The organism is Atopobium fossor DSM 15642, assembly GCF_000483125.1.
GTDB classification, from domain to species: domain Bacteria; phylum Actinomycetota; class Coriobacteriia; order Coriobacteriales; family Atopobiaceae; genus Atopobium; species Atopobium fossor.
In genome coordinates this window covers 19,624-33,269 of the sequence record NZ_KI519553.1, presented here as the reverse complement: position 1 = coordinate 33,269, position 13,646 = coordinate 19,624, and the positions used below count along the sequence as shown (strand labels likewise).

The following is a 13,646-nucleotide window of genomic DNA, read 5'->3' as shown; positions in this document are numbered from 1 at the left end:
ATCACTCCTTATATCCGCTGGCGTATACATTACGGCTCATGGAATCACTGGTAATAGTCCAATCCATGCCACCTGTAAACAGCGCACCAAGTGGGGTAATAGCCCTACCTTGGCACTGCGTGCGTACCGTAATGGTTTGGTAGCTATAGTTGGATGGACGATCTTCAAAACGATTACTAAAGTTGCCCTCTTGTTCCTTATCCGATGAATAAACGCGATAGGTGTAGGACTCTTGCCCGGCAGCTCCAAGATCAATCGATTCCACATGAAGGTCGTTAAGCTTGCCTTGCCCGGCAGCCTTTAAGGATGCATTGATATTATCCTGATAGGTACCATTGGTAAGCGACTCATAATTTACATTGGAAAGAGACGCTGCCGTTGCATCATTAAGCGCCATGCGAAGTGAGGCATAGCGAACCAGATCAATAGGCACAAAGGCGAGAAGACACATAACAGAGACAATAAGAGCAAACTCAACAAAGGACTGACCTTCTTCACCGCGTGCAATAAAACGCAAGGGAGCGCGCAGGCACGCGGGAACGTAATTACGCTTGTTTGTTGTAACGTTCATGACTTCCCTCCTTTAGGGCGTAGTAAGGTACAGATCATTAATACAGATGCCATAGCCTAGTGCTGAGGATTGCGCTGACGCAAATACTCTTCTGCACTCAGTTTGTGAGTTACAGGCTCAACATTCTTCTCGTTCACAAGCGTAAAAGAAGGAGTATCTGCATGCTCGGCCTCAATCTGAGCAGGGACGTCATCCCCATCACAGAAATGCTTAGGCGCACCATCTACGATGGTGGAATCAGAGCTAGGGGCTACAGCATAATCATTTTCTGGAACAGAAACAGTGTCAGCCGTGTTGGATACTGCGTGATCTGCATAAGCACAAACAGCATCAAACTCACCCATAAGTGCACTAATAACCTTATAAGATTTGGCAAATGCAGCAGACAAACGATTATTCATAGACTGGGCTTCGCCCAAAGCCTTGGTAAGCTTCTCGTTATCCGCACGAGTCTTTGACATTTCTACAAGCAAAGTCTCATAACGCTGTTTTGCAGCATCCAGCGTTGCAGTAAGTTCATTGCAACGATGATGGATTGCCCTGTGTGCTGCCTCGTACTCTGCAGCACGCTCTTGAGAAGCAACTGCCTCCTCTTGTGCACGGGTAGCTTCTGCCTGAGCCGCCGTGGCTTCATCCTGTGCACGAGCTGCAAGCTGTCGAGCAGCAGTAGCCTCGTCTTGAGCGCGAGCGGCAAGCTGGCGAGCAGCAGCTGCTTCATCCTGGGCACGAGCCGCAACCTGTCGAGCGGTAGCAACCTCATCCTGTGCGCAAGCCGCAACATTCTCGGCAGCAGTTGCGCGGGAAAGCAGGGTGTCGCGCTCGGCCTCAAAGTCCTGGCACAAACCAGCCAACTCATTATTTTGGGTCATAAGGTCAGCATTTACCTGGGAAAGCTCGTCAATATGGTCAGACAACTCGTTGCATTCACGTACCGTCTGCTCGACCTTATCGATAAGCTCTGCATGTCCAGCTACCTGCTCCTGTGCAGCAGATAGCTCACTTGTAAGAGCTTCGATCTGCTGTTCGAGCTCGGAATTCTTGCTTTGCGCGTCCTTAAGCAAAGCCGCATTGTCGTCAACGTTTGTAGACATTGCTTCAAGACGACTCAAAGCACTATCACGCTCTTCAGACACACGATTAAGCTCATTGGACACGCGATCAAGTTCATTAGAAACACGATTAAGTTCATCTTTGAGCTGATTAATTTGAGCAACAGCATCATGTTTATGAGCCTCAAGCTCCGCAATCCCCTGCTCAAGCTTTTCCTTCATGTCCATTGCCTGCTCCAATTGAGAGCGAACAGCAGCAAGCTGTTCAACCTTGTCCTCGCTTTGGTCGCGAGCAGCATCAAGCTGAGCAGACGTATCAGACAAAGAGGCTTCTAATTTTGCACGACGCTCTTCAATTTGCTCCATCTGACTACGCAAAAGCTTGCACTCGCTGGTAGAGCTGGCAACCTCACGAGAAAGATCCTGAATTTGACGCTCAAGACCAGCGCGCAGCTGAGCATCGGAATTAGAAATCTCGTCAATCAAATCATGAACACTGGCCTTGGAATAACCTCCAAGAACAGAACGCTTCAATACACTCTGAAGATCTACAGTGGGCTGACCCTGCTCATCAATAAGACCCGAAAAGGAAATCTCATCGTGATCAAATGAAGGAACATTAAAATCAGGCATACCTGTCCCTACACCTGCATCAGGCTCAACACTTACAGGAGCAGCACTGGTCATCGAGCTCATAGGACTATTATCGATAACACCATTGGATGCTTCCGTACGTGCAGCGGGATCAAAGTAAGAAACAGGAGCCGCATCTGCAGTAGGAACACCGCCAGAAATCAGTACTCCGTTGTCTCCTGCAAGACCAAAGGGCTTCTCGGCAGAATCGCCAGTAGAAAACTTATCTACGGTAGACTCGTCAAAAGCACTGGCAAATGTATCAATGAGACTCATGTGTGAATGACGTCCATCATCAGAAAGCTTACTCACATCAAACTCCTCGGGTGTCGAGAAAAACCACGAACTCTCAGGATCCTCTAAGACAGCCGTATCAAACTGTCCCGATGGCATATTAGCCATACCATTATTCTGCATATCTTCCATTGTGCGAGCCGTATTATCCATATCGCACCCCTTTCTAGATTGCATCCAAGCACGTCATTTGCGCAGCTGACTCCATTGTCAAGGTGTCTCCTACGCTTATATACGCTGCCTTACCAGCAGGCAGCTCCAGCACGTGTTTTGCCCCGCGCACAAGCTTGCCGAGGCCCCACGGCTTGATTTCTTCTTTATAGAGCACACGCATATTGCGGTCCACGTATACCACGTCTATAGAGAAGCGCATGAAGCAGCAATGAACCGACGAACAGTTCCACAGCAGCAAGCCACCGTGAACATCTTCCGGTTTATGCAACATAAGACCACGCAGACGAGAGCCAAAACTTTTAGCCTCTTCTACCTGGACCTTAAAGGTCTTCTCGTTGTTGGTAACGCAAACGGTCATGATACGCGCATCACTCTCCTTTTTGTTCTATAGGTGCAACGTTTCAATAATATTGAGAGCCGCCGGTGCCAAAAGAACAATCAATAGGCATGGCAGCAAGCAAACTACAAGAGGAAGCATCATCTTTACTGGCATCTTTGCCGCACGCTCTTCTACTTGCGAGGCACGATATTCACGGATGGAAACTGACTGGGCTACCAAAATGTTAGCAATAGGAACACCAAGTTTATCAGCTTGATTAACAGCAGTTACAAAGTTACGCATGGGCTCAACACCGCAACGTTCGGATAGATGAGCCAAAGCATCACGTCTTGCGCCGCCCAAAGAAATCTCACGAAGTGTTGTTTTAAACTCATCAGAAAGTGGACCGTTCGTACGGTTTACAACATGTTGGAGTGCTTGATCAAAACCCAAACCGGCTGTTACACAAGAGCTAAGAAGATCAAGTGAGCCTGGCATGTCCATCTCAATTTGATTTCTACGCTCCGTAATACGTGCCTTAAGAATAAAACGAGAGAGAACATATACAGCCAATGCAAATGTAATACCAACTAATGGCTTAAAAAATACCCAGCCCGTTGCACCCATAATAAGGGCCAACAAGATGCGTTGAGCTAACCATTCGCGAGCAGACTGTTGATCACCAGCGCTGCGCAGATCAGTAGTCAACTGCTCTTGCGACTTGGCGTCCAGCGGAATAGCATTACCAAACACCTTAACAATACGGTCTACATAGGACTTAAAGACGCGCTGATAAAACGTTTTTGGTGTCTCTGCGGGCATTGAAAGCATTGACGCATCCATCTGTTCGATGGACTCCAGACGATCCGCAATACGGTTATGCTTCAAACGCTTGGAGAGTACTAAGAATACAACGATATACACCCCAGCCAGAATGAGTATGAAAAAAATACTGCCTTCCACTGTTCACCTCCTAAATCGTTGTAATCTTACGAATAAGAACAAATGCTACAAGCTCAAGGACTACGCAACCGAGTAATAGAGCAATACCCAATGTAGAAGTAAAAAAAGTTTGCATATAGCTCGGATTCATCGCCGAAATAATGAAATACATAGCTACGGGCAAAACTCCGATAATCATGCCTGACATACGACCTTGCGCAGTAAGCGAATTGATTTTGTTACGCAAACGCACTCGTTCACGAATGGTACTGGCAATGTTATCCAAAATCTGAGACAGATTGCCACCAACACGACGCTGAACCATTACTGCTGAGGTCATAAGACGCATATCTCCGTTATTAGTACGATCACAGATACCCTCAAGAGCATCTTCTAGTGGCGTACCCAAACGTAGTTCTGCAACCGCTCGTGCAAATTCACCACCAATAGGATCTGGCATATCGGTTGCAACGGAAGTTAATGCTTGTTCAAATGAAAATCCTGCACGCAGACCATTTGATAAAAGCATTACGGCATCATAGAGTTGCAGACCAAACTTTGCTAAGCGCTGAGCACGCGCAATGCGCAAACCAAGCGGAGGCAATGCCGATGCTGCAAGTGTAGCTATGGCACTCATGGGCAAATTGCGCGTGAGCAACATACTTAAAATACCAATGGCGAACGATAGCGTAATCCAAAAGAGCAAAAATTCCTCAACACGTACCTGAATACCTGAATTACGTATTTCTTCCTTTATGCGGTCAGACGCTTGGATATTAATTTTAATGCGTCTACGCTCTTCTTTTTTATCAGCTGGGCGCTGTGCATAACTATCATTATCCGAGTTTTCTATCTCTTCCAAACGTTCTAGAATTGTGCTGGAAGAACGCAACAGATAAGCACAATATCCTAGTAATAGCGCACAGACAACAATTATAAAGATGACGATTGTATCCATAGCTACCGCCTAGACAAACCACTCGTCGCGAATCATGATGCCAGATTCTTCAAACTTCTTCAAAATCTTGGGACGGATACCTGTAGCCACAAAATGGCCTTTAATGCGGCCGCCCGCATCCAAACCATCGGGTTGGAATACAAAAATATCCTGCAAGGTAATATTGTCGCCTTCCATACCTAGCACCTCGGAAATGCTCACAATCTTACGTGAACCATCACGGAAACGTGCCTGTTGAACAATAATGTCCAAAGCAGAAGAAATCTGAGTACGAATAGCACGAACAGGCAGCTCGATACCACCCATCAAAATCATGGTTTCCATACGAGAAATAACATCGCGTGGGGAGTTGGCATGAACTGTAGTCAAAGAACCTTCATGACCAGTGTTCATTGCCTGCAACATGTCCAAGGTCTCTGCAGAACGTACCTCACCTACGATGATTCGGTCAGGGCGCATACGCAAAGCATTTTTTACCAAGTCACGAATTACAACAGCGCCTTTACCCTCTGTGTTAGCAGGACGTGACTCCAGCGATACTACGTGATCCTGCTCAAGCTGAAGCTCGGCAGCATCCTCGATAGTAACAATGCGCTCGTCACCAGAAACAAAGCTCGATAAAATGTTAAGTAAGGTGGTCTTACCAGAACCTGTACCACCAGAAACAACCATATTGGCTTTACCTTTTACGCATGCCTCCAAAAAAGAGGCCATAGCATAGTTAATTGAACCGCCTTCGATTAAGTTAGAAACCTTCAAAGGTGCAGATGAGAAACGACGGATGGTAATAGAAGCTCCATTAAGCGCAATAGGCGGAATGATGGCATTAACACGAGAACCATCCAACAGACGAGCATCTACCATAGGGTTCGCTTCGTCAACGCGACGACCTACCCTACTAACAATACGATCCAAAATACGCATAACATGAGCATTGTCTTCAAACGTAACATTGCTCAAAATCAGCTTACCCTTACGCTCAATGTATACACGATCAGGACCATTTACCATAATTTCGGAGATGGATGTATCTTCCATCAAGCGATCAAGAGGACCTAGACCAGCGACCTCAGAATACACCTCATCTGCAATAGCAGAACGATCCGCACGCGGGACTTCTGCAGCCTCAGTAATCAGGATACGTGCAATGAGTTCACGCATGCCTTCTTCGGTCTCCACATCCACAGAAAGTTCTTGTGAATTAACCTGCCTGATTACCTCTGCTTGGACGCTCTTCTTGAGCATGGCATAGCGATTGGTAACAGGTGCTGCTACAGGAGCATCTGCTGACGAGAAACTCATGGAACCCGCACTCATATCTACTGTACCAGTGCGTGCTTGCTCAAGACGTTCGATAAGACCCATTTAGATCCCTTTTTTCAAGCCAAAAAATCCGCGACGTTTACCCTTTTCCTGCTGATTACTTCCATCTGTAATGGGTGGAGCAGCTGGATTGCCAAATCCATTTTTACTCTTCTTATGGCGTGGTCCATAAGAAGCTGCGGCACTACCTGTCATACGAACAGCGTGATCTACTACAGCACGAGAAACAGGATTTTTAGGTGCACTAAGTGCAATGGGTACGCCATTATTGTTAGCAGAACAGCAACCTACCCAATCGTATGGAATCTCAAAAGCAAGATTGGTCTTAAGAACGCGTACTACATCATTACTTGCAATACGTGTATCTGGACTTGCAAAAGAAATAATCAGGTTTATTTTTGATGCCATACCCAAGCTATGCATTAAGGAAAGCAGCGTCTTGGTATGTTTAAGTACCGCAATATCCGGACGTACACAAACCAAAATCTCTCCCACAGCCTCAGAAATAGCAATGAAAGTGTCATCGATAGCCGTGCCTGTATCTACCAAAACATAATCATAGTAACCGCGCAAAGCCATCAAAACGCGTGACACTTGTGCAGGACTAATTTTTTCAGCAATTTCTGGACCTCTAGGACCACAAAGAACGTTAACACCAGACTCATGGATAACCAAATGCTGACGAATATCATCAATGGTGGGCTCTCCCACTTCTTGAAGAAGTTCACCAATATCGTGGTTACCAGCGTCAATACCAAAGTAGCAACCCAAATCGCCATAGAGCATGTCACAGTCAACTACTACAACCTTCTTGTTACATTTAGCTAATGCAACTGCCATATTTACCAGCGCAGTAGTTTTACCTACACCATCTTTTGCAGAAGCAAAACTTATATACTTGGTGTCTGCAACAACCATAGCACCAGACAAGGCCTCCATACGGCTACGCTCTACCGTAAGCACAACATGTAGTTGCTCAAGAATTTGCTTTTTGGACAAACGCTCATCATAAGCATACTGAATGCCAGCTGATAAGGTTCTCACATCCTGAAGTGCAGACTGTGCAACAATACCTACGATAATAATGCCCGGTCTAAGCGCATAAACCTGTTGAACACCACGAAGCACCGCATCAGAGCCATCTACATACACAACCAATACATCAGCACCAGCGCCACTTACACTGCGAAGTACGTCAGTTTCACGCGAGCAAGCACCTACAATCTTATAGTCCTCCTCGCCCGTAAAAATTGGATAGAGCACCGATTTACAAGCGGACTCGTCACCATACAAATATACGTTCGTTGCCACGATGACCTCCCACTAATTAAGAATGATATCGCTGGTGCTGATAGGAGCAGTTTGCACTGTTGCATCACCAGCATCCTGGGGACGCAATGCTAAATACAGCTTGCCACCCGATGCCATTGCAGCTGTCATTTGCTGAGTTTGCTCGGTGGTAAGCTGCAAAGTTACGACCGAATAGGCTGAAACATTTGTCGAAGAAGACTTGGAAGCATCGCTGCCAGAAGAACTATTTTCCGAAGTAAGATTGCTGTTTAAAGCCAAGATAGGGGCATCCTGAACTAGATATACCGCAGTAGTATCATTTTTAACTTCATTAGCAATACTTCCTGAAGTAGCAGACTTATCTGCACTAATAGCAAACATAATGTCTACATGGTTACCAACCTTAAGCAGCCCAGCAATACCAGATACATCGTCAACTTTAAGGGTCATAGCGCGTGTACCCTCGGCAAGCTTAATACCTAATCCAGAGCCCATGCCGTTTTGATCAGGACTTGAAATATGATTTTTTAAGACTGGCTCGCCAGGAACCATTGCCACAAGTGCGTAAGACCCCTCTGCATCCTTAATAGACTTAACTGCATTGGCATTTTGCTCTGTCGCTGGCACTTTTTTCTCTTCCAGCATGTCGGATTTAATCTGAGTATACGCAGGGACTGAACTCTTAACGACCACAACGGTACGAATGGACTCATCTTCTTTAGTGCCGCTTTGAGGTCTTCTCGAGAACACCAAGAGGTAGGCGACTAACACAATAATGAGAACAGCTGAAACGGCAGCAATAGTCCTCAGCTGCTTTTTCTTATCAACAGATATACCGGCCATCTATGCCTCTCATATACTCGTATTATATCCAACAAAACAAGGAGTAATGGGTCGGCAGACAAAGCTGCCGACCCCTTTGATTTTCACCAAAGTTAATGCGACGTTACTGGAGCTTTTCGTTAATCTTAGTGAACTTACCAAGAATACCAGTGCCCATAGCCTCGAGTGCAGCAATGCAGACTACGGCGATAAGAGCAATGATTAGACCGTACTCTACAAGACCCTGACCGGACTCCTCGTTCTTAAACCAGGTAATTGCGTTGTTCATGATGTTTTCCTTTCTGTTTTTAACGCATAGAATTTAACAACATAGTTATCAGAATATTGTTAATGCTTTTGCTTAGAGCTTGTTAGTAATCTGCTCCAACTTGCCCCTTACACCAGTGCCCATAGCCTCGAGTGCAGCAATGCAGACTACGGCGATAAGAGCAATGATTAGACCGTACTCTACAAGACCCTGACCGGACTCCTCGTTCTTAAACCAGGTAATTGCGTTGTTCATGATGTTTTCCTTTCTAGACGCAATTGACTTACCCTACAGAACTAACTATTTCGAAACTGAGCATCATGGATGACTTGGTTTGCTCAGATTTTCGACAAATAATTTGAGGGGATTTTTTGCAGCCTCCCCCATTGCTTGAAGTGATCCAATACAGATAATTGCAACAAAACAAAGCACTAAAACATACTCTAGGAACGCTTGACCCGATTCTTCATCAAGCAGCAACCTCATAAGGCGATTTATTTCTAAACTTCTCATTGTGTGTTTAGGTACAGACATTACAATGCAACTCCAAAAACCTGTGTAAAGCCTGGGATATATGGGCATAAAATCGCCGCTACAAGCCCAAAAGAAATAAAAGAGCACATAGGAAAATAAGACATAAAGGTAAAGTTCTTCATGAGCCATTTCACAGCAAAATAAATAAGGGATGAAACAACCAAGCCCATGAGAAAATAGGCTACTGCTGGCCATCCTGCAATAAAGCCAGACACCATGGCCAATTTAATATCTCCTGCACCTACACCACGAGATCCACTTCTTGCTTTTGTAATTGCCATTGCTAAAAAGAACATTGCAGCAACGCCAACCATACACGCAAGACCACTAAAGAGGGAGATAAACCCTCCCTCTAAAACACGGTAAATGACACCAACAGCTAATACTGCCAATACAACTTCATTAGCAATGATGCGAAGCATGTTATCTACTAATGAACTTACCGTACAAATAGTCGCAAGAAGCAATGCTGGTATAGCAAGCTGTACAGGCAACAAAATGCCACACGCAATACAGAACATTGCATGAATAACCCCCGCTGCAATAAATGCAGCCTTAGAGTTCTCTGCAATAATCTCGCGTTCGCGTTGTGCCTGCTTGAAATCGACCAGCAGTTCTGTCAGGCGTGGCAGAAAAAGCGAAAAACCGATTCCATACATGGCTGTACAAAGTGTCAGCATTTTCAGCATTGCCACCCCCAATAAATCAAATCTTGTTCAATTTGGTTCGGATATTATATATCTTGTTTTGGCAATAGCGAGCAAAAATTGACTAATGGAAGAAAAATAGCCTATGTTCGGCGTCAATTGTGGATAAAAACTTACAAAGGTAAGTTTATTTTTAAGAAAGCTAAAATATGTTTAAATTAATCATAAAAAGTCAACTGACCAATTATTGAGTAATAGATAGATTTAATCTTATTCTTAGAACTTCTCTGCAAAACCTCAGCGTTCATTCAATTCCACGAGGGTTAAAGCATTAGTAATGCATAGTTCTCTTACCTATGCACAATTCGTACTATCAAACGCCATACTAGATTAGCTACGAGTGCCGAGAGCATCGTTACTATAAGCAACATTCCAATAGCACGTATCCAACGCTCTGCAACAAGCTCGGGCGAAGATGAAGCAGTGAGTGCCTGCTTCAAAACTAAGATTGGGTCAAAGGCGCTTGCAATCTGAGTTGTAGTAAAAACATTTCCTGCATTACTCACGCGCTCAAAGAAGACCAAATAGCGGTGATTGTTATGCCCGTAGGGATGACATGTAAGAAGCGTTACCATATCGTGGCCAGAATGCACCTTTACAGCATCAAAATCATTGGGTTCGATAACCTTAATCTCCACCGCGCGATATACCAACGAGTCCCAGGGCGTCTCGATAGTAAGAATGTCACCCAGTTGCACATCTTCAATATTTCGGAAACCTTCTAACATGCCTCGATGTGCAGCAATAACACAGTTTGAATCCACGTGCCCAAGCGGTGCGGATGTACCAAATACAACACCAGATCCCTTTAGCATGTTCTGAGAAGTTGCGCCCAAATAAATAGGAGTGACGATTCCCATGCGAGGAACCGAAAGTGATCCTACTATTCCATCCGCAAGACCAACATCGCTTAGCTGCTCTGATTCAGAATCTAAACTCCAAGGATCATTTGCGGCGCTTACCCTACCAGTACGAACTTTTTCGTTGTACTCAAGCAAATATGCGTAGGCAGCATCATCTGATTTTGAACGTTTTTGAGGTGTAAGCGTTGTGGAATCCGTTGGCGCAGCATCTGCACCCGCTGCCGGGCCCAATGCCGCTGCAATACGCTCACGAGATTGCAACTGTGCGCGGTATGCTTGTACGCTCGGCCAAATAAACAGTGTAATTCCTATAAGAAAAGCTATACCGCTCAAAATAAACGGCAAAGCCTTACGTGAGTGAGAGCTACTGTAAAAGCGTCCTACAGAGAAACTCTTGCTTTTACTCATGAGGCCCGCGCCACCTATTTGCCAGCTTTTCTTGCAATGCCTTTAACGTTTTCTCTTCCGTTTCACGACTGCGGCGTAACCAAATACCTAAAACAACGCCTACTGCAATAGCAATACCAATAAAAGTAAAGGGAATAAGAGAATTTTCCTCAAGCCTAAACCCTATGGGAGCGTATTCGCTTTTTTGTGCATCCTCCCATTCGGCGGGCACATCAATTCTTTCCGCATGCACTAATAGGCGATGCGAGTTAACACCATAAGGCGTACAAGTAACAAGCGTCACCACATCCTTGCCAGGCACAATAGTAAGGCTTTCCGTCTGCTCTGGTAAAACTGTCTCGACGCTTGTAACCTTATAAGCATGATCTTCTCCCAATACGCGGATGATAAACCAATCCCCTTCTTTAAGGCGATCGATTTTATCGAAAACCTGCATGGTAGGAAGGCCCGTATGGCCCGAAAGAACCGAATGCGATGACTCTCCCCCTATAGGTAATGAGGTGCGCTCTAGATGACCTACACCTTTTTGAAGAACTTCATCCGAGGTGCCATGATATATAGGAAGGGCAACACCTATGCTCGGAACATGCAACGTTGCCATAACGCCATCGCCAGCAATGTTGAGCGCATTTGTATAATCCTCCGCATTTGGACGCAAGGCTGCTTGATCAAAAGGATCCGTAACAACTGCACGACCATTAAGTAGTGCTGCGTTATACGCAAACGCCTTTTCTTTTTCGGCTGTCAGATCACCTTCACCAGATGAAGCAATTGTTTGCTCTTGATTGCTTGCAACTTGTGACTGATGCCGTTGATTAATAACGTTGCTTACATATGGATAAAGAAGCATACCCAAGCCAAGGCATAGGGTGAGCACTGCAATGAGTGTCTTCTTTGTACTGCTTCTCATATCCCTCCAACAAAACACGGAGAACCGCTTTGGTCCTCCGTGCTTCAATCAATACATATCTACTATGTATGCTGCACCTTTATAGCTGCAGTAACCATAGAGTTTTAGTCGTTGCGACGAGCACGAACAAGGTAAACAATGGCACCAACCATAATTACCAAACCACCGGCAGTAAGGGCAATAGTGCCAGGACCGCCGGTAATAGGCAAGCCAAGGGAATTGCTCTTGTTATTAGTAATGTTATCAATAGCCTGAACAGTACCAGCAAACGTATTTGCCTGTACGTCAGAAGTTACCGTGAAATTATGGGGAGTCTGATCAAGGTCGTAACCAGCAGGGACCTTGGTCTCAACAAGATAGTAAGCACCTGCAGCTAAACCATCAAACTCAGCAGCACCATCTGTACCAGTTACCAGATGACCAACCTTGGTATTATCAGCCTTGAATACATCAAACTCTACGCCAGAAATGCCTTCGGTAATTGCAGCAGCATTAACCTTCTTAAAGGTAATCTTGTAGAACGTTGTGTGCGTAGTATCTTTTTGCTTCTTAGTAGTATTTGTAGTGGAGTCGCTCGAAAATGTGAGCTCTGCCTCATTAGTACCAGCAGTAGCATACGTAACGGTATCGGCAGCCTTACCTGTATATTCAATGTGAATGGGCTGACCACCAGATGCAAGCAGTGTTGCATTGCTTACGGTAATAGTAAAGGTACCACCAGCAATATCCTTGTTAATAGTGTACTCTGCACCCGCATTAACAACGGTATTGTTAATCTTTACAACAATATCATCGTTGAGGGTAAGACCACTAGCAACTGTATCGGCGATGGTATAAACACGATCTGTGGCACCAACGGCATATTTAGGCAAGGTGGCGTCAATGGTGTAATTAACAGTATCGCCCTTAGTAATGGTGTCGATGTTATCTGCACCATTAACCCTCTTGTTAACACCAGTGTTAGAAGGATCGTTAGGATCAAGGGTGCCACTTTTAACAGTAATGGTATTGTCTGCAGGCCAAGCATAGGCACCGTTTTGAACAGTAGGCTCAACTGAAGCGATGGTGTTTTGGAACACGCGAGTAGAGTCATTGGCATTAGTTACAACTACAAGATATTGACCAGCCTTGAGGTTGGTGAACTCAACCGAAGCACCTGTAGCAGTTTTTTCCTGGGTACTTGCAGTAGTAGCGCCACCAGCAACAGCAGTTGCAATCTTGTTTGCCGTCTCGTTTAAGCCAGTTGCATCATTACCCATCTTGGAGTAAGCCGTAAAATCTATGCCACCGTAGTTGCCAGCATCAGCAAACTTATTTGAAAGAGTATTCTTGGCGGCATCATACTCTGTAACAACTACCTGGTAAATCTTAACCTGATCGCCATCCTTAAGACCAGCAACGGTAAGCTTACCAGCATTTACATCAAAGTCATCCGCCAGTGCAGGCGTAACAACCATAATAAAAGCCAAGAGTATCGCTGCCGTGACAGCAAGCATACCTTTGACCTTTCCTTGCATCAAACGTAACATTTTTCCTCCTTTTGCTGACTTTTGCAGCGATTAACTTACCAAGTGATACCGT

14 protein-coding genes are annotated in these 13,646 nt (G+C 45.2%); all 14 read right to left on the bottom strand.

The window, feature by feature from the left end; genetic code table 11:
• Position 1: 1 nt before the first annotated feature.
• The gene (locus tag G469_RS0102870; RefSeq protein ID WP_028263757.1) at positions 2-571 is read right to left on the bottom strand and encodes a TadE/TadG family type IV pilus assembly protein; all 570 of its coding nucleotides are present in this window, start codon (positions 569-571) and stop codon (positions 2-4) included.
• A gap of 56 nt (positions 572-627) precedes the next feature.
• The gene (locus tag G469_RS08880) at positions 628-2,700 is read right to left on the bottom strand and encodes a coiled-coil domain-containing protein (RefSeq protein WP_028263756.1); all 2,073 of its coding nucleotides are present in this window, start codon (positions 2,698-2,700) and stop codon (positions 628-630) included.
• Between the two features lie 13 nt (positions 2,701-2,713).
• Positions 2,714-3,079, bottom strand: a complete 366-nt coding sequence (locus G469_RS08155) for a DUF192 domain-containing protein (RefSeq protein ID WP_035425358.1) — start codon at positions 3,077-3,079, stop codon at positions 2,714-2,716.
• Positions 3,080-3,106: 27 nt separating this feature from the next.
• Positions 3,107-4,003, bottom strand: coding sequence for a type II secretion system F family protein (locus G469_RS0102855; protein ID WP_028263755.1), 897 nt, complete (start codon positions 4,001-4,003; stop codon positions 3,107-3,109).
• Between the two features lie 10 nt (positions 4,004-4,013).
• Complete coding sequence (locus G469_RS0102850; RefSeq protein WP_051353729.1) at positions 4,014-4,940, bottom strand: type II secretion system F family protein; 927 nt, start codon at positions 4,938-4,940, stop codon at positions 4,014-4,016.
• Positions 4,941-4,949: 9 nt separating this feature from the next.
• Positions 4,950-6,305, bottom strand: coding sequence for a CpaF family protein (locus G469_RS0102845; protein WP_028263753.1), 1,356 nt, complete (start codon positions 6,303-6,305; stop codon positions 4,950-4,952).
• On the bottom strand, positions 6,306-7,574 hold the full coding sequence (locus G469_RS0102840) for an AAA family ATPase (protein ID WP_028263752.1): 1,269 nt from the start codon (positions 7,572-7,574) through the stop codon (positions 6,306-6,308).
• A gap of 12 nt (positions 7,575-7,586) precedes the next feature.
• Positions 7,587-8,396: a Flp pilus assembly protein CpaB gene (cpaB, locus tag G469_RS0102835; RefSeq protein WP_028263751.1), complete on the bottom strand. Its 810-nt coding sequence runs from the start codon at positions 8,394-8,396 to the stop codon at positions 7,587-7,589.
• 103 nt (positions 8,397-8,499) lie between these two features.
• A complete protein-coding gene (locus G469_RS09035) occupies positions 8,500-8,664 on the bottom strand; it encodes a Flp family type IVb pilin (protein ID WP_084522283.1) in 165 nt (54 codons plus the stop codon).
• A gap of 72 nt (positions 8,665-8,736) precedes the next feature.
• On the bottom strand, positions 8,737-8,898 hold the full coding sequence (locus G469_RS09030) for a Flp family type IVb pilin (RefSeq protein WP_084522282.1): 162 nt from the start codon (positions 8,896-8,898) through the stop codon (positions 8,737-8,739).
• Positions 8,899-9,176: 278 nt separating this feature from the next.
• Entirely contained in the window at positions 9,177-9,866 is a 690-nt protein-coding gene (locus tag G469_RS08875) for a prepilin peptidase (protein ID WP_051353728.1), read from the bottom strand.
• Between the two features lie 308 nt (positions 9,867-10,174).
• Positions 10,175-11,155, bottom strand: coding sequence for a class C sortase (locus G469_RS08870; RefSeq protein ID WP_051353727.1), 981 nt, complete (start codon positions 11,153-11,155; stop codon positions 10,175-10,177).
• On the bottom strand, positions 11,148-12,065 hold the full coding sequence (locus G469_RS08140; protein ID WP_035425356.1) for a class C sortase: 918 nt from the start codon (positions 12,063-12,065) through the stop codon (positions 11,148-11,150). The genes G469_RS08870 and G469_RS08140 overlap by 8 nt, the downstream gene beginning before the upstream one ends.
• Positions 12,066-12,169: 104 nt before the next feature.
• Positions 12,170-13,594, bottom strand: a complete 1,425-nt coding sequence (locus G469_RS0102800; protein ID WP_028263749.1) for a SpaH/EbpB family LPXTG-anchored major pilin — start codon at positions 13,592-13,594, stop codon at positions 12,170-12,172.
• Positions 13,595-13,646 lie beyond the last annotated feature (52 nt).